Consider the following 16719-nt stretch of genomic DNA (forward strand, 5'->3'; position numbering starts at 1 on the left):
TCAGCGTGCCGGATTTGGTCCTCTGTCTCATCTAACCCGTCAGTTCGGGTGCTGCCCTCGGCATTTTGGTCCGTCGTTTTAGACGCCCCTTCAAAGTCAGAAGAGAGGCCTATACGGTGATCCTTATGGATAAGGTCGCGGGAGACGGAAAGGGCGTTGGCCCTTATCGCGTCAATGTCGGGATGGAATATCGAACGATTCGGGCCACGGTACCGTTGATCGAATTTACGGCCACGCGGGAGCGCCTCGAGTTTCGGGCGCGGTTTGGGTTGGGCATGTTAGTGGGTCCATGGCGCTTTGAGCGTGAGCAGGTTGCGGAGGTCTTCACTACGCCTGGATGGTTTTCTAATCGCGTTCACATCCGTGGAGACCACTTTGAGATGCAAGTCCTCACGTTCAGCCCAGAACCGCTGTTACTCACTCTCGAGGAACTCGGCTACCCCGTGGACTGGATCATGCGCACCCGACGCTACGGCAACCGGCACGGGTCCAGCGATTAGCTGGCGTTATGTTGGGCGATGGTGTGGGCGAGGCGGTAGGAGTCAGTGCCTGTTTCGATGATGGTGCCGTTGAAGGTGAGACGGTCCACGATTGCGGCGCATAGACGCGGGTCGCTGAAGGTTTTGGTCCAGCCGGAGAAGGATTCGTTGGAGGCGATGGCGATGGCGGCAGTGCAAGGAGCCTTGCCCTGTGAAGCCTTGTCGATAAAGCGCCACCAACCGTGGTCGCAAATGCACTCGGCTGTAGCTATCAGGTCATCCACAGACATGCCGCAGACGCGGACGTCGCTGTGGCCGGCTGTGCAGGTTGAACGGCTCCGTTTCTCCGACACCCTGAGTAAGGCATTCGGAAGAGGACTCACTTCCAAGTCGTAGTCCCGTTGATCTCCGACCCACTAGGGTCAATCTCGTGAGTGCTAATTGGTATAAATTTGCTGCCGCCGCCAGCCGTGGGCGCCATTAATGGAACGGTTTCTCATACTCCTGGCACTGGGTCTTGTTTCACTGGCAATTGGCACGGCAGGACGCTATCGATATCCCATCAAAGAGGGATCCCGCCCGGATCAGTTCTTCGAACGGTTCCAGCTGGCAGGAAACGTCGCCGCCATCGGAGTGGAGCTTCTGCTTCCCCCCGTCACAGTCTTCGTCGGGCTACCCCTGCTCGCCTATACCGCAGCAGACCTACAGCTCCTTGCAGTGATCATCTTCCAAGTGCAATTGCCTCCAGTTCAGACGTTCCGGCCTGGAACCTCTGGCCAGCATTCAGTCGAAAAAGACAACCTCCGACGTACCCGATGGCCGTATCAGACTGCTTTTGCTCTGGGATATTTCTTCCTCGTGGCCTACGTGTTCACCATCTTTGCGAGGTACTTCTAGCCTGGAACTCCAGGCCCGAGTCGAAGGAGCACTGACCATCTCCATCAACCAGTCGGCGAATAGGACTCCGAGTGATAAACGTCAACCAAAGGGATTAGTTATTCGAGTGCATAGCGCCCGCTCAGGGATCCTCATCCGGACGCTTGGACGTTCGCTGCGCCACCCCCCCCCAATGACGCACACCGGAATCCCCTGGGGCGAAAAGTATGAGGAAGCTAGGGCCTTCAATAAATTGAAGGCGACGAGGACATGACCTGCCGAAACCTCGCCTTCGTTGAAGCCCGAGAAAAGTCGTCGGCTGAGTGCCGCTGCTTTACGCCAAACAAGTAGGATGTGAGGACCCAGCGCAGGGAGGAGATTGCGATGCTTAAGGCTCTACAGCGTTACTTTCGAACCGCAATGCGCTTCCCAAAGCGGCCCCTGTCTTATCTGCGAGCAATGAGGACCAGTGGCGTTGTACTCGGGATCGCGTGGCTCGTCCTAGCAGTGATATGGATCCATCCGTTACGAACGACTTTGTTGGTCATTTTTGGTGTTGGCTTTCTCCTGCAAGCGGTGCTGGTCAACAAGGAGATCCGCCGCCGCGAAAACGCAGTCGACGAACCACTCTAATGTCCAAGGACCGCAGCGTTTGGCTGCCTGGTACAGGGCTTCCATTCTGAAAGATTCCTAGCGAACGAACGAGTCCGGTGAGGGATCCTCCACCGTACGTTCTGGTGAATCCCAGTCGAGCTCGCCCCCCGTCCCACCGGACGCAGGGGCGAAATCTTAGACAGATGCCTGGAGAAGACGAAGGCTAGTCAATCTCGACATCGAACCCTCTGAAGGTCAGCGCATCCCGGACAAATTCCCGTAGCTGCCCTAGTTCATGGGCCTTGGCGGCCGCCTTCGCCGCCGAGCTGCTCCGGAAGTAAATGGCTATGGTCATGGGAGGAGCAAGCATTTCTGAGTCAATTTCATATTTGTGTCCCCGAAAGCTGACAGATAGACCCACACGAGCGATATGGAGTTCGCCGTCTTTAGATGCGACCACATTTGGCCCCTTGGCCTCGAAGTCAGTACTCATTTTGGACCCAGTCACTAGTGCCGTCGCCCGTTGCGTTCCGCATAAAAAGGGAGCGTACGCCATGGGAGGCAAGGGACGTCCCCGGAGCCGCATAGATTCGTCCGTAGGAGCGTCAAAGGTGCCCTAAGTGTTAACCCATCCAAGTGTCCGCTGAAGGATCCTCCACGGGGACACCTTCGTTAACTTCTTCTGATGTCCCGAGTTGGCGCGGTGCAGTATAGGCTCTGCTTGTTTGGGGGCCGTCAAGGAGCGCTCCTGCATGGTAGAAGGAGCGCCCGCCCGTATGAGCTATGACCAGGAGTACCTCCACCAGCAGCCGCGGCTTTCGGAGCCCGACCCGGACGCAGGGGTCCTCTCGCCGTTGGACGCTGAGAAGTCGCGGCGGTGGCGGCTCGTCCTGGGATGCAGTTCGGTGTTCCTGGGTCTAGCGTCGGGCTTTTACGCCTATACCGACATCTCCGTGGTCATCCGTGCGATGAATACGGCCGCGACGTCCGGCGGCTACATCCCGGCTGATGCCATGACTCACGCCATCGCACTCATCGCGGTCTTCTGCGTCCTTGCCCTCGCCTACGTCGGAGCAGGGATCTGGAACATCGTTACCCGGCTCTCGACAGCCAAGGCACCCCTGATCGCCGCGATCGCCCTAACGGCAGCGGCATTCATCCTCATCGGCTTCTACATGACCACAAAGTCGCCCGGTGGAGTCGAATACAGCGCTCTCGGCCTGAACGCGCTGATCATCTCCCGATGCGTCACTGTGATGCGGATGAAAAAGGTCGCTGCTTATCCCGCAACTGCCGAATGAGCCAACGGACAAGGCGATCTGCGGCCTTCGGGGATAGATTGCCAGCAGTATGCTCATCGAAGGTCTTCTTCATGCAACGTTTGGGGGTAGGTGCATGCGCTTCACCGCGGGCATAGCTGTGGCTGTCGCTGGCAGCATCTTGTTGATTGCCGCTGCCCCGTCGATGGCATCGGGGGATGTCGTTGATGTTGGCCAGGGGCCCCTCGGCGTCGTCATCGACGGCGAGGGCACTGCTTATATAGGCGATAGCGGGGGCGTAAGCGTTCTTCCCGCGGGGGCGAGCAAGCCAACCAAGACCCTCATGACAGGTGTCAACCCGAAGGGAATGGCACTGTCTGCGGACGGCACCCTGTTTGTCGAGGGGTCGGCCCTCGATGATCAGCAGGAAAAGCTCGTGGTGATACCGAAGGGCTCCTCTGCGGTGGCACGCACGATTACCCTCAGCGCCGACGCCCACCTCATAGCCGCAGGGGCTGACGGGACTGTCTTTGTTCCCAACCCGTTCCTAGGCACAGTCTCGGTCATCCCCCCGGGAGCCGACGCCCCGTCCCGGGAGGTCGCCGTCGGCCGCACTCCCAAGGAAGTAGCCGTAGCCCAGGACGGCACCGCCTACGTGACCAACCAGGACAGCGGGACCGTCTCGGTCATCGCCCCGGGCGCCGGCACGGTTTCACGCACCATTGATGTCCGGAAGACACCTGACAGCGCCGGCGCTCCGCACGGGATCGCGATAGGCCCCGACGGCACCGCCTACGTCACCAACATCACCTCAGACGACGTCGCGGTGATAAAGGCCGGGGCCTCAGCCGTCGCCTACCGCGTGCCGGTCCCAGGGGGACCAAAGGAAATCACCGTCGGCCCGGACAGCACTGTCTATGTTCTTTTCGAAGCCAGCAGCCTCTCCGTCATCGCACCCGGTGAAACAAGTGCCCGTCGTGGCCAGCCGACGCTCCGGAACCCCGGACATCTCGCCCTGGCTCCCAACGGGTCCGTTCTGGTGACCAACACCGCGGATAAATCGGTGTCGGTCTTCCCGGCCCAGGACCTGAGTATTCCGGCGCTAGCGGCCGTCAAGGCCCAAGCAGTACAGGCTCAGACAAAAACAACAGATCCCACGGCTCAGGCCAGCTCGGACCACACGGGGACCAACATGTCCTACCTTCCGGTCATCGTCGGAACCGTGGGCGCGGCCATCCTGATCGGGGCCGCCGCGCTGATCCTGGCCAGCAGAAGACGCAGACATTCCTAAACAGCCGACGACGCAGCAACATTAGAGCCCCAAGCAGAGGATCCTGAAAGATTCGCAGCCCTTTCGGATCACACGCCGAACTGAGCGTTCATGTTTCGGTGGTGCGGCCAACGGCCCTTCCGTGTTCGACAGGGGATCCCCTTGCGGACAGGAAGAGCATCACATAGGCCGACGTGATGTGTCTCGAAACTTCAGTGCCTCAAATCCGGTGTTGCAGGCACCACTGGAATTGGCATCCCTAGGGCTATGAGACACCGCAGACTAAAAGGCCGAACCCGCGCATCGGCGGGCAGCACAGCCTGAAGGCAGATGGACGCTACGCGATTTGATGCCCTGGCAAGGCAACGGCTTTTGACATTCAGGGCCTGGAGCACACAAACATGACGGTCCGGATGCGTCGCTCGGCGAGGTTAGCCACCTGGTTGGCAGTCATTTGGGCGAAACTGTCACCAAGGAAGGTCGAGAAGGTTACTGGTGGTGGCCCCTCCCGCTGGATTTTGGCGAGCATCCCCTGGAACCAGGCGAGGCTCTCATCCGAGGAGTCGACTTCCGAGACGACGTCGAAACCTGCCGACGGGAGGAATGCGCGCATGTCTTCCAGGGTCGCAGGAAAGCTTGTCGAGGAGTCATTGGCCCACGGCACCGGGTAGTGTATTTCGCCTCCTTCACCCTGCAGGACGTCGTACACGACGAACCTGCCGCCGGGTCGAAGGACCCGGAACGCTTCGGCATACAGCGCAGGCTTGTCGGGAATGTTCATCGCAACGTGGACGGTCACTGCGGCATCCACAGATTCGTCCGGAAGGCCGGTGGCTGTCGCGTCGCCGATGTGGAACATGGTGCGGCCGGACAAGCCTGTCCACTCTGAGAGAGCCGTCGCTACCTCGCAGAATTCAGGCGTGAGGTCGATTCCTGTAACGGTGCACCCGCTCATCTCGGCCAGCGTCCGTGCGGGGCCTCCCAGTCCGCTGCCGAGGTCAAGCACATGGGAGTCCGCAGTGAGGGCGAGTGCCTCGATGATTTCCACGGTGGCCCTGCGGCCACGGATATGGAACTCGTCAACAGCAGCGAGATCGGCCGCCCGCAGCGTTTTGCGGTCCACGCCGGCCGCGTCCAAGGCAGAACTGATCGCCGCCAAAAGTCTCCCAGGCCCGGTGTAAAAGGCGGAGATTTGGTTCATGGCGCCATCCTCACACCGGGTAGCCGCGGGGTCAACGGGGAGCTGTGTGCGCCCCCGCAACTTCCCGGGCCAGGAAGTCCAGTGCCGCCTGCCCTGAGGGAAGTCCCGCCGTGTGGTTAAGGTGGCCGTGCACCGCGCCCCGGGCAAGGAAATAGGACACCGGCACCCCGGCCCGCTCCAAAGAGGAGGCAAACAGCTCCGTGGAGCCGCGGGCGTCGTCGTACTCGCATGCCAGGAGCGCGGTGGGCGGAAGTCCGGCAGGGTCGGCGTAACCGGGCATCGCATAGGACGGCGCCATGCTGACAGGTCCGCCCACGTAGTTCTCCGCCGTGCGGATGCAGTCCTCCAGGGTGAACCGCAAATGCCGCGGCAGCCCGGCCATGACCGCCTCGTCCAGTCCGCCGGCCGGCGGCGGGAGTTCGGCGTGCAGGAAGGGGTAGGCCAGCAGGAGTTTGGCGGGCAGCGGCTTGCCGGCGTCGATCAGGTAGAGCGCAGCCCCCACGGCCAGGTTGCCGCCGGCACCGGCCCCGCCCAAACAAAGCAGGTCCGGATCCAGCCCCAGGGATGCGGCGTTCTTCCGTGCCCAGAACCATCCGGTCAGGGCGTCGTCATGCGGAATGGGGTAGGAGACCCCGTCCCGGGCCAGCCGGTAGTCAACGGATAGCACCGGCGTCCCCCGGTCCGCGAGCACCCGGGCCAAGAAATCAGACTCGGGAATGTCCATGCTGCCGCTGACGAAGCCGCCGCCGTGCAGCCACACCAGGGCCGGGCTGCCGGTGCCGGCGGCTTCGCCGTAGATCCGGATGGCCACCGGCCCGTGCCGCCCATCCGCAGTGACGGTGCGGACGGGGACATCGGGCCCCGGCGTCCGGACGGCGTCCGGGTTCAGGAATTGCGGGCCTTCGGGGCTGGCAAGGTATTCGGCGAAACCGTCGGCGGCTCCTTCCGGGGCGCCGGCCGGGGAAGCCTCCGGGGACACTGCTGCTGGTTCTGTTCGTGGCGTCATGGCGTACCCAGTTTCCGGGAGAAGTAGTCCACACCGGCGGCGAGGATGCCGTCCATCCGGTCTTCGGCGCCGAAGAAGCAGTGGTCGGCGCCCTTGACGGTCACCACCTCGTGGTCCACTCCGGCACCGGCGAGCGCGGCGGCCAGCAGGTCGGTCTGCGAATGCGGCACCAGTCCGTCGGAGTCACCGTGGACCAGGAGGAACGGGGCGGCGCCGGCGTCCACGTAGCTGACCGGGCTGGCCGCAGCCAGCAGCTCCGGGTCGTCCGAACCGCCTACCAGCATGTATTCAGGCTGCAGGGACATTCCCGGGGGCACTGCCGCCGTCAGGGCTGCGGGAAAGAGCCCCTCGGGCGTGGCCATGGGAGGGATGTCCACCAGCGAGGAAACACCGTAAAAGTCGACTACGGCGCTCACGCTGCTGGGGTGCCCCTGCGCACCGAGTCCGCCTTCGAGGTCGTCGCGGTTCCCGGTGAGCCCGAGGAGCGCCACCAGGTGGCCGCCGGCGGATTCGCCCCAGGCACCGAAGCGGTCCGGGTCGATGTTGAGCTCATCCGCATATTCGCGCAGGTAGCGGACGGCGGCCTTGAGGTCGTGGAGCTGGGCGGGAAAGGGCGCCTCGAGGGAGTGCCGGTAGTCCGCGGTGGCACAGGCGATGCCGGCCTCGTTGAGCAGCCGGAACACCGAGTTGGGCGCGAACGTGGGCGGCAGTTCCCGGCGGTCGCCCAGCTGGAAGGCGCCACCGTGCACCCAGAGCACCAGCGGTGTGGGGCCGGACGCCTGGCGCGGCAGCCAGATGTCCATTTTCAGGGGCCGGAAGCCGATGGCCCGGGCATACGTGACTTCCCGGTGCACGGCCGACACGTCCGAGACCGGCTCCGGTGTTCCGGGCGTGTCAAAGATCGGGAACGGCGGAACGTCCCTGCCCCCGGGCCGGGAAACGTCCGGCCGGGACGGGTCGAGTACCTCGGTAGCGTCATCCACTTTCATAGTGTGCTCCTCATCAGCTCTGGTTTGGCAGCGTCTCCACCGGTGGCGGCAACGAAAGTGTGGGTTCCGGGCCCGACGACGGCGGCGGGTTCGCCGGGCAGCAGCACCTGTGCGGTGGTCCCGGCGGGGATGGTAGCAGTGAGCGTCAGCACGGCGTCGTCCTGTATTCCTTCAACCGCCGTCCCCTCCGCGATGGTCCAATCCACCTGGATGAGGCCGCGTGGCCCCTGGTGGGAGGTGGATGCGGAGGTCAGTCCGGCGCCGGGCCGGGGCTCGATGATGGTCCGTTCCCAGCCGGCGCTTCCCGGCGCCTGGCGCAGCCCGGCCGTATACCGGTGCAGGAAGGTCACCACGGCACCCTTGCTGTAGTGGTTGAGGGACTGGTGCGCGCCGCCGGCAGCATCGATGCCGTTCCACAGTTCCCACACGGTGGTGGCGCCGCGGTCCACCATGGCCAGCCAGGACGGTTCGGAATCCTGCATCAGCAGTTGGTAGGCCAGGTCCACCTCACCGTTCTCGGCCAGGACCGGGAGCAGGTAGGGCGTGGCCAGGAAGCCCGTGCCCAGGTGGTTCCCCGCGTTCCGGATCAGTTCCACCAGCTGGGCCGTGACCCCGGCGCGGTGTTCCGGGCTGACCAGATCGAAAGCCAGGGCGCGGACGCAGTTGGCCTGGCTGGGGTCGGTAACGCGGCCGTCGGGGCCGAGGTATTCCGTTTCCCAGGCGTCCCGGATCCGGGATGAAAGTTCCGCCAGCTCTGCAGCGTCTTCGTGCTGCCCCAGCACCGTGGCGATGCGTGCCATCAGGTTTGTGGTGTGCCGGTAGTAGGCGGTGGCCACGATGCCGTGGTCGGCGTTGCGGGCCGCGAACAGGTCCGGTTCGGGTCCGTCCGGTTCCATCCATTCGCCGAAGTGGAAGCCGGTGTCCCACAGGTACTGTTCGTGCGGTGCAGGGCCAATGCTTGCGGCGGCCCGGGCGGGGTGCCGCCGGTTCTCGGCGGAGGTCCGCACGAAGCCGAGCCAGCGGTTCATCGCATCCTGGTTCTCGGCCAGGATCGAGACGTCCCCGGTGGCCAGGTACACCTCCCAGGGCACCATGACCACCGCGTCGCCCCAGCCGGCGGATCCGTTGGTGAAGCCCGTGAATTCGGCCGAGGTGACGGCGGGGCCTGGCGAGGGTGAGATGTTGGCGATGACGCCGTTCTCCCATTGGTCGGCACGGACGTCCCGCAGCCATTTGCGGGAGAACCCGGTGACGTCGTACAGGTACGCGGCGGTGGGGACGAACAGCTGCCAGTCTCCGGTCCAGCCGGCCTTTTCCCGCTGCGGGCAGTCGGTGGGGACCTCGCAGGAGTTGCCCAGGAAGCTCCATTCCACGATGTCGTGGAGCTTGTTCAGGCGCTCGTCGCTGCAGCGGAAAGTGCCGATGCGTTCCAGGTCCGTCCGGACCAGGCAGGCCGTGATGTCCCCGGGGCGCAGGTCCTGGGTGAGGCCCTGGACGGACACGTACTGGAAGCCGTGGGTGGTGTGGCGTGGTTCGAAGACCTCGCCGGGCGCGCCGGAGGAGATGACCGTGTCCACCTGGCCGGCATCGAGGAAGGACCCCGGTGAACGGAAATTGTGCGGGCGCAGGTGGTCCCGGGTGACCTCGCCGTCTCTGTCCAGGGCCTCGCCGTATTCCAGCGTGAGCGTTTCTCCCGGCGCCGCCAGCCGGGTGAGGCGGACCCAGCCGTGGATGTTCTGGCCGAAGTCCACCACCTGATGGCCGGTCGGAAGGCGGGTGATGGTCACCGGGGCGAGTTCCATGGTCGCCCGGGTGGGTGGGGCGAGGGGCCCGGCCAGTGCGTCGAAACTTCCGCGGCTGACGACGGCGGCCCGCGGCCCGGGTGCGTGTGGGGAGACGGGTGCCGTGCCCCCAGAAGGTGCGCTCACGCCGTCGGCCGTTCGAAAATCAACGCGCTGGCCCGCCATGAGGTCGGCACTGATGATCTCCGTTGAGGACACCAGCCACGAGCTGTCGGTGCCGATGACCTGCCTGCCTGCCACGGACTCCGCCTCCAGCTGCGCCAGGAAGGCTGTGTGCGCACCGTACATGCCGGCGTCGCGCGTGTAGCCGAAGCTGCCGCGGTACCAGCCATCGGTGAGGATGGCCCGGATGGTGTTGGCTCTTCGCGGAGGAGACCGGTGACGTCATAGGCCTGGACCTGGAGGGTGGTGTTGTAGCTGGTGGAGCCCGGGGTGAGCTGCTGGTCGCCGACGCGGCGGCCGTTGATGAAGAGCTCGTAGATGCCGTGGGCGGTGGCGTAGACGCGGGCCTTCTCCGGGGCGGCGTCCAGCCTGAAGTCCTTGGTGAGGGCGCAGCCGGGCCGCTCTCCGGGGACTGGGACCTCCTCCTCCCCGGGCCCGATCCACCCCGCCGTCCAGTCGGAGGCGTGCAGGAGGCCGAGCTCCACAGGCATCGGCTCGGACCAGCTGCTGGCTGTTTCGGTGCCGGTGTGGCCGATGTTCCAGGTGCGGACCCGCCATTCGAAGCGGCTCCGGGAATCCAGGCCGGGGCCGCTGTACGGGATGGCGCCGCTCGCTGCCGACTCCACCTTCCCGGTATCCCACCCGTTGCCGGCCGTGATCCGGTACGCGATCTGGCGGACGGTTCCGGCGGGCGGTGTCCAGCTGAGCCGCGGTTCGCGGATGGTCAGGCCCATCGCCTCGGACAGGTGCTCGGCCCGAAGCCGGGTGGGGGCGGTCATGCGGCGGGACTCCTGGAGTGCGATTGCTGGGAGTTCCAGCTTCGTGCGCCACCCCCCGTCCCCCACAGGGCGCTTTCAATGGTCGGAATAGTATTGTGGTTCAGCTCACTGCGAGCCACCGCAACTATCGACGGCGCTAGGAACCACTGCCATGACTTCCACCCCGGAAACGGATACCCCGCCCGCCCGCGGCAAGCGGCCAAAACAGGGCGAACCGGTCATCGACCGGGCGCTGAGCCTGCTCGCCGTTTTCTCGGACCGGCGCCGGGCGCTCACCCTGTCCGAGTTGGCGCGGTACGCGGACATGCCTACGCCCACGGCCCTGCGGCTGATCGCCCGGCTGGTGGCGTGGGGTGCCTTGGAACGGCTGGACGACGGCCGCTACGTGGTGGGAGTCAGGCTGTGGGAAGTGGCCTCGCTGTCGCCGCGCGGTCACGGCGTGCGGGAGATCGCGCTCCCCTACCTGGAGGACCTGTTCGAGGTCACGCGGCACCACGTCCTGCTGGCGGTGCGGGACAACGAGCAGGCGGTGCTGATCGAGCGGTTATCCGCGAAGGACGCCACCGAGGTCGCCTACCGGGTGGGCGGCCGGGCACCGCTGCGGTCCACGGCCATCGGCCTGGTGCTGCTGGCGGGAGCGGACCAGCAGTTCCAGGAAACCATCCTGAAGCGGCCGCCGGAGATCGAGCCGGGCGTGTCCGAGATGCCGGAGGGCCAGTTGCGCCGGACCTTGTCCGATGTGCGGCGGACCGGCATCGCCATGATCCGCCGCAGCCTGCCGTCCCGGACAGTGTCCGTGGCGTCGCCCATATACGACGCACAGGGTGCCGTGGTGGCTTCCCTGTCCATCGTGGTTCCGGACGGATCCACGCCGCCAAACGTCCTGGCCCCGGCGGTCCGCGCCGCCGCCAGGGCCGTGTCCCGGAACCTGGGCTTCCAGGCGACGGCGAGCGCGGACGTCAGGACGCACTCGCAGGGGTAGGGGAGCTGAGGCGTTCCGGGGCAGCGGGAAATATTGTCACCCGAAGTTGGGGCAGCCGAGCTCAAGATCCGTCCCCCCGCCGAAGGCCGCGCTGACCTGCCGCCCGTTCCACACGATGTCCCGGTTTACGGCCGCATCGGACCGCAAGACGGCGCTGCGAAGGACGCCGCCGGACCAGCGGATGTCCACCTCAATTCCACCCACGGCACGCAATCCCCGGACGGACCCCTCGCTCCAAGAGTCCGGGAGCGCGGGCAGAAGCCGGATGGTGGTCGCGTCGGACTGGAGCAGCATCTCGGCGACGCCGGCAGTGGCACCGAAGTTCGCATCGATCTGGAACGGCGGGTGGGCGGTGAACAGGTTCGGGTACACCCCGCCGCGTTCATCGAAGCCGTCCCCGGCCGCACGGAGTGCCAGGTTGAGGCTCTCTTCGGCCTTGGCGGCGTTGCCAAGGCGCGCCCAGAGGGCAACGCGCCAGGCCATGGCCCAGCCCGTGGACTCGGGACCCCGCAGTTCCAGGGTCCTGGCAGCGGCGGCGGCGAGCGCCGGAGTGTCACCGGCGCTCCACTGCTGCAGCGGATAGAGGGCCGCCAAGTGGGACGTGTGCCGGTGATCCGGCGCATGCTCGATGGCCGGGAACGACCATTCCCGGATTTCTCCCCGGCCACCGATAGCCGGTTGGGGAAGGGAGCGCACCTTGTCCGCGAGCTCCTGTAGCCAGGGCGGCTGCTCGGTCAAGGCTGCGGCAGCGTGCCGCGCCGAATCGAGGAGTCCGCGGAGCAGGGAAACGTCCATGGTGGAGGACCGGCTCACCGAGGCAGGCGCCCCGTCCTGGGCGACGAACTGGTTCTCCGGAGAGGTCGACGGCGATGTGTGCGTTCCGCTGGCGGCGTCACCAACGATCCAGTCCACTGCGAAGAGGCACGCGCCTTCGATGGCCGGCCAGGAGGCCCGCAGCCGGCCGGCGTCCCCCGTATACGCGTAGTGCTGCCACGCGGACTGCACGAGCCAAATGCCTCCCATGGCCCAGCTGGCCCACATGGAGTCGCCTTCGCCCGCGCCGGCGGCAAAGGAGTACCCCCAAGGATCCGTATTGTGGTGGGCCGCCCAACCCCGCGCCCCGTACAGGGCGGCGGCATGCCGGCCGGTACGCGCAAGGGTATCCACCAGCTGCAGCAGCGGTTCGTGGCACTCGGCAAGGTTGGCGGGCAGCGCCGGCCAGTAGTTCATTTCCGTGTTGATGTTCACGGTGTAGTTGCTGCTCCACGGCGGCGGCAGCTCCTCGTTCCAGATGCCCTGGAGGTTGGCCGGGAACCCTCCGGCGCGGGACGAGGCGATCAACAGGTACCGGCCGTAGTGGAACAGGAGGGAGACCAGGGCGGTGTCGGTCTTGTCCTCTTCGAAGGCACGCACGCGCTCATCCGTTGGCTTCCACTGACCAGAGTCCGGCCCCGGACCCAGTCCAGTTTTAGGGCCGAGTTCCAGCGTGACCCTGCGGTAAAGCTCCGCATGGTCGGCAACGTGGCGCTCGAAAACGGCGTCCGCGGAGTCCTGGAGGACCCGCGCCACCCGGCCGGTGAGGAGTACGGCCAGGCCTTCAGGGGAACCCGCAGTGTTCGCGTGCCGGAAGGCCTGCGAACGATCGAGGACCGTTCCCGTGGCAATGGCCAGCCGCACGGAACGTGCGCCCGTGACCGCCAGGAATCCCCCGGTGACGTCCGTGTGGCCGTCGGTCGCGATGCCGGCGTGGGCTGCTCCGGCGCGGGAGCCGTCGTCGTAATGGACGTGCTCAGCAGTCCGCTCAAAGGAGGGCGCTACGTCACTGGGCAGCAGCACCCGAAGCCGGAGTTCGGTCCCCCACGGATGCGCCGCGGTGTCCTGGCCAAGGAACCGGACGCCATCGGGGTGGATCCCGATCCGGACGTTGATGGGGACGTCGGCCGTGATCTCGTGGACGATGACGGAGTCGGGGTGGGATGCGAAGGTCCGGTGCCGGACCTCGGAGCCATCGATGACATAGCGGTGACCCGCGGTGCCGGTCCGGAGATCCAGCCACCGGGCGGGGCCGCCGTCAACGGCTGCCGCGGCGCCGGCGACCTTCACTGACAGGGCCGCGAACGGCAGGTAAGCCTGCGAGTGCGTGCCCTGGAATGCCAGCAGCAGTTCTTCGGGCCGCCGAACGTCCCCGTCTTCCACCGCCGCGCGGACAGCCTGGAGTGTGGCGGGTCCGGCGGATGGATCCAGCGGGGGCGCGGACCGGCCTGTTGGCCCGGACCACGCCGAGCCCTCGTTGAGCTGGATGCGCTCGCCACCCACCAGGCCGCGCACCGTCGCCCCTGCTAGTCCGTTGCCCACCGGCAGCGACTCGACGAACCGGTCCGCCGGGGCGCGGTACCAGAGCACCTGGCCGGGGTCAGGGGCGGGCACCTGGACCGGACGTACGGACCCGGAAGGTACCCCGGATCCCGCGCTCAGTACTGGCCCTTGATCACAAAGTAGGAGCCGCGGATAGTGCCGGCGAGCTTGGACTTCTGGCGGGCAAACTTGAAGCTTGCGGCCAGTTCCTCCGGGACCTCCATACCGTCGGAAAGCTTGAAGCCAACCGCCCGCTTGCCACCCTCCGAAATGCCGTACATGACATTAATGGACAGCCCGGACTCATAGAACACGTACGCCATCCGCAGCCCGTCCACCTCGAAAGAGGACACCTCGAGCGGCTTGGAGGAGATCACCAGATTCCGCTCCGTGGCCAGGATGTTGTGGACGTAGTCAACCGTCTCCGGTGCCTCGTCCGCGGGGACCACGGTGAAGTCGTGGTCGTATTTGTTCTTGTAATAGCGTGCCTCGTTGGCGCGCAGCCCGGCCAGCGCGTCAGCAACCGGCGACGATTCCAAACCAACGGTGGACACGTTCTTGAAATCCACGGTGTACGGCATGAGTCCTCCTGGGAAGTCTGTTCTGCGTACATCGTTGCAGATTCCGGCCCGGGCCAAGTGAAAAACGCGCCCTACTTCACCAAAGCGCCCAGTTCGGCGCGGAAGGAGCCCGCGCCGCCGCCCATGGCGTGCCGCGCACCGTCCGGAAGCACGACGTCGGCCGCCACCCCGTCAGGGACCGTCGCCTCCAGCCGGAACCCGCCGCCGTCGAGCGTCCATTCCACCCGGACCATCCCGTGCGAGGTCTTCAGCGAGGTCTTGGCCCAACTGATCCCTTCCCCCGGTTGCGGCGCGATGAGCACGCGGGCGTAGCCGGGCTCAAGGGGACGGATCCCGCCGATGGCCTTGTGCATCCAGTCCGCCACCGCGCCCAGGGCGTAGTGGTTGAAGCTGGTCATCTGCCCCGGATTGATGGTGCCGTCCGGGAGCATGGAGTCCCAGCGTTCCCAGACGGTGGTGGCACCCATGGTGACCGGGTACAGCCAGGACGGGCAGCCCTCCTCCAGCAGCAGCCGGTAGGCCTCGTCCACATGGCCGGTATCCGTCAGCGCGTGGTTGATGAACGGGGTGCCCGCGAAGCCGGTGGACACCCGGAAGGCGTTGTTCCGGACCAGTTCCGCCAGGCGGTTGCCGGCGAACTCCCGCAGCTCCGGGGCGGCCAGGATGTCGAACGCTATGGCCAGGGCGTAGACCGTGGTGCAGTCGCTGCGGATGGTGCCGTCGGCTGCGACGTAGTTCTCGGCGAAGGCGGCACGCACCCGGGCGGCGAGCGCGTCGAAGTAGGCTTCGTCGTCGTGCTTTCCCAGGAGCCCGGCGGCCTGCGCGGTGAGGCGCGCGGTGCGGTACATGCAGGCGGTGGCCACCACGCCGGTGTCTGCCTTGGCTGCCCATGGCTGGTCCGGCGCGGCGTCGGGGTCCAGCCAGTCGCCGAACTGGAAGCCGGAGTCCCACAGGCCGGCGGATGAGAGCAGGCCCTCCACCCGGCGGGTGTGCGAGGCCATAGACGCGTACTGGTTCTCCAGCACGCTGAGGTCCCCGTAGGCCTCCCACAGCGCCCAAGGCACCCACACGGACGCCTCGCTCCACAGCGCCGAGGATTCAGGAGCCGGGAATTCGGGTGGCTGCGGGCAGTATTTGAGGATGTCCGGCACCGTGATGGGGACCAGCCCGTCCTGCGCCTCCTGTTCAGCGGCGAGGTCCAGCAGCCAGTCCTGCAGGAAGCCCTTGACGTCGTACAGGTAGGCGGCGGTGGGGGCGAACACGGCGATGTCGCCGGTCCAGCCCAGCCGCTCGTCGCGCTGCGGGCAGTCGGTGGGCAGGTCCAGGAAGTTCCCGCGGAGGCCCCAGACGATGTTGCGGTGCAGTTGGTTCACGAGGTGGTTGGAGCATTCGAAGGTGCCGGTGCGTTCCAGATCGGAATGGACCACCACGGCTTCAAGGTCCCCTTTCGCCAAGGTTCCCGGCCAGCCGGTAATTTCGGCGTAGCGGAAGCCGTGGAAGGTCTTGGTGGGCTCGAAGGAGTCCTCGCCTCCGGAAAGGATGAACATGTCCGTGGCCTTGGCGGAACGCAGCGGCCGGACACCGAGTTCGCCGTCCTCCAGCACCTCGGCATGCCGAATGGTGATGGCCTGCCCGGCCTCGCCCCGCACGGTGAAGCGGAGCCAGCCCACCAGGTTCTGGCCGAAGTCCACCAGCGTCTTGCCGGAGGGTGAGGTGAAGATTTCCACAGGACGGACGACGCCGGCCCGCACCACGGGCGGCCCCACCGGCTCAGCCAGCCGGTCGGCGTCGAACGCCAGCTCCCGCACGCCGGTCCAGTCCGGGTCGGGCCTAAAGCCGGGGTCCGCCCAGCCCTTTTGACGGCGGCGGGCGTCGATGGTCTGCCCGTCGTAGAGGTCGTTGAAAGTGGTGGCGGAGGGGCCGGCCTGCCAGGTGGTGTCGGAGGCGATGGTCTGGACATGGCCGTCGGCGAACTCGATGTCCAGCTGCCCGAAGAACCCCAGCTCGCTGCCGTACAGGTTGGACATGCCGTGCCAGGCCAGCCGTCCACGGTACCAGCCGTTGCCCAGTTCCACCCCCAGCACGCTGGTTGACGTCACCAGCGGCGTGACGTCGTAGCTGCGGTACCGGAGCCGCCACTCGTAGGAGCTCCAGCCCGGGCTCAGCACGTCCGGCCCCACGGGCACACCGTTGATGAACGCCTCATAGACGCCGAAGGCGGTGGCCCGCAGCGTCGCCCTCACCACGCCGCCGTGGCCCTCCTCAAGCGTGAACTCCTTGCGGAGCAGCGGGGCGCCGTCGAAGTCCTGGTCAGGGGTGATCATGGCGGCGTGCCAGGTGGTGGATGTCATGGAAGGAGGGTTCCGTTCTGGAAGTTGAGGCAA

The 16719-nt window shown here is 66.0% G+C and carries 12 protein-coding genes and 2 pseudogenes; 4 read left to right on the forward strand and 10 right to left on the reverse strand.

The window, feature by feature from the left end:
- Positions 1-496: 496 nt before the first annotated feature.
- Positions 497-667, reverse strand: a pseudogene (locus QF050_RS01965) (ATP-binding protein); the annotation flags it as partial.
- 295 nt (positions 668-962) lie between these two features.
- Here QF050_RS01965 and QF050_RS01970 point away from each other — a divergent pair.
- On the forward strand, positions 963-1376 hold the full coding sequence (locus QF050_RS01970) for a hypothetical protein (protein WP_308928914.1): 414 nt from the start codon (positions 963-965) through the stop codon (positions 1374-1376).
- 796 nt (positions 1377-2172) lie between these two features.
- Here QF050_RS01970 and QF050_RS01975 read toward each other — a convergent pair.
- A complete protein-coding gene (locus tag QF050_RS01975; protein ID WP_308928915.1) occupies positions 2173-2442 on the reverse strand; it encodes a hypothetical protein in 270 nt (89 codons plus the stop codon).
- 283 nt (positions 2443-2725) lie between these two features.
- Here QF050_RS01975 and QF050_RS01980 point away from each other — a divergent pair, with 283 nt between their 5' ends.
- Positions 2726-3250 (forward strand): hypothetical protein, encoded by a 525-nt coding sequence (locus tag QF050_RS01980; protein WP_308928916.1) that lies wholly within the window; start codon positions 2726-2728, stop codon positions 3248-3250.
- Between the two features lie 301 nt (positions 3251-3551).
- Positions 3552-4499, forward strand: a complete 948-nt coding sequence (locus QF050_RS01985; RefSeq protein ID WP_308928917.1) for a YncE family protein — start codon at positions 3552-3554, stop codon at positions 4497-4499.
- A gap of 358 nt (positions 4500-4857) precedes the next feature.
- Here the strand turns inward: QF050_RS01985 and QF050_RS01990 are convergent, their stop codons facing one another.
- The 5 genes and pseudogenes from QF050_RS01990 to QF050_RS02010 form a co-directional block, all read right to left on the reverse strand.
- Positions 4858-5679: a class I SAM-dependent methyltransferase gene (locus QF050_RS01990; protein WP_308928918.1), complete on the reverse strand. Its 822-nt coding sequence runs from the start codon at positions 5677-5679 to the stop codon at positions 4858-4860.
- Positions 5680-5710: 31 nt separating this feature from the next.
- The gene (locus tag QF050_RS01995) at positions 5711-6685 is read right to left on the reverse strand and encodes an alpha/beta hydrolase (RefSeq protein WP_308928919.1); all 975 of its coding nucleotides are present in this window, start codon (positions 6683-6685) and stop codon (positions 5711-5713) included.
- Positions 6682-7674 carry an alpha/beta hydrolase gene (locus QF050_RS02000; protein WP_308928920.1) on the reverse strand — a complete coding sequence of 331 codons (993 nt, stop codon included), beginning with the start codon at positions 7672-7674 and terminating at the stop codon, positions 6682-6684. Before QF050_RS02000 ends, QF050_RS01995 begins: the two co-directional genes overlap by 4 nt.
- Complete coding sequence (locus tag QF050_RS02005) at positions 7671-9827, reverse strand: family 78 glycoside hydrolase catalytic domain (protein WP_308932074.1); 2157 nt, start codon at positions 9825-9827, stop codon at positions 7671-7673. Before QF050_RS02005 ends, QF050_RS02000 begins: the two co-directional genes overlap by 4 nt.
- Before the next feature lie 71 nt (positions 9828-9898).
- Positions 9899-10417: pseudogene (locus QF050_RS02010) on the reverse strand (alpha-L-rhamnosidase N-terminal domain-containing protein); the annotation flags it as partial.
- A 151-nt stretch (positions 10418-10568) separates the two neighbouring features.
- On the opposite strand from QF050_RS02010, the gene QF050_RS02015 reads away from it, so the two are divergent.
- Positions 10569-11399, forward strand: a complete 831-nt coding sequence (locus QF050_RS02015) for an IclR family transcriptional regulator (protein WP_308928921.1) — start codon at positions 10569-10571, stop codon at positions 11397-11399.
- 36 nt (positions 11400-11435) lie between these two features.
- Here QF050_RS02015 and QF050_RS02020 read toward each other — a convergent pair whose 3' ends face one another.
- The 3 genes from QF050_RS02020 to QF050_RS02030 all read right to left on the reverse strand — a co-directional run bounded on the left by QF050_RS02020 (position 11436) and on the right by QF050_RS02030 (position 16686).
- Positions 11436-13826 (reverse strand): glycoside hydrolase family 95 protein, encoded by a 2391-nt coding sequence (locus QF050_RS02020; RefSeq protein ID WP_308928922.1) that lies wholly within the window; start codon positions 13824-13826, stop codon positions 11436-11438.
- A 44-nt stretch (positions 13827-13870) separates the two neighbouring features.
- A complete protein-coding gene (locus QF050_RS02025; RefSeq protein WP_308928923.1) occupies positions 13871-14335 on the reverse strand; it encodes a phage tail protein in 465 nt (154 codons plus the stop codon).
- A gap of 71 nt (positions 14336-14406) precedes the next feature.
- The gene (locus QF050_RS02030; protein ID WP_308928924.1) at positions 14407-16686 is read right to left on the reverse strand and encodes a family 78 glycoside hydrolase catalytic domain; all 2280 of its coding nucleotides are present in this window, start codon (positions 16684-16686) and stop codon (positions 14407-14409) included.
- Positions 16687-16719: the final 33 nt, after the last annotated feature.

The sequence above is a fragment of the Arthrobacter sp. SLBN-112 genome (assembly GCF_030944625.1).
In the GTDB taxonomy this organism is placed as follows: Bacteria; Actinomycetota; Actinomycetes; order Actinomycetales; family Micrococcaceae; genus Arthrobacter.

Excerpts from the sequence above, each read along its gene's own strand:
- QF050_RS01970 (WP_308928914.1), top strand. The coding sequence starts at position 963 with ATGGAACGGTTTCTCATACTCCTGGCACTGGGTCTTGTTTCACTGGCA.
- QF050_RS01975 (WP_308928915.1), bottom strand. The coding sequence starts at position 2,442 with ATGAGTACTGACTTCGAGGCCAAGGGGCCAAATGTGGTCGCATCTAAA.
- QF050_RS01980 (WP_308928916.1), top strand. The coding sequence starts at position 2,726 with ATGAGCTATGACCAGGAGTACCTCCACCAGCAGCCGCGGCTTTCGGAG.
- QF050_RS01985 (WP_308928917.1), top strand. The coding sequence starts at position 3,552 with ATGACAGGTGTCAACCCGAAGGGAATGGCACTGTCTGCGGACGGCACC.
- QF050_RS01990 (WP_308928918.1), bottom strand. The coding sequence starts at position 5,679 with ATGAACCAAATCTCCGCCTTTTACACCGGGCCTGGGAGACTTTTGGCG.
- QF050_RS01995 (WP_308928919.1), bottom strand. The coding sequence starts at position 6,685 with ATGACGCCACGAACAGAACCAGCAGCAGTGTCCCCGGAGGCTTCCCCG.
- QF050_RS02000 (WP_308928920.1), bottom strand. The coding sequence starts at position 7,674 with ATGAAAGTGGATGACGCTACCGAGGTACTCGACCCGTCCCGGCCGGAC.
- QF050_RS02015 (WP_308928921.1), top strand. The coding sequence starts at position 10,569 with ATGACTTCCACCCCGGAAACGGATACCCCGCCCGCCCGCGGCAAGCGG.
- QF050_RS02025 (WP_308928923.1), bottom strand. The coding sequence starts at position 14,335 with ATGCCGTACACCGTGGATTTCAAGAACGTGTCCACCGTTGGTTTGGAA.
- QF050_RS02030 (WP_308928924.1), bottom strand. The coding sequence starts at position 16,686 with ATGACATCCACCACCTGGCACGCCGCCATGATCACCCCTGACCAGGAC.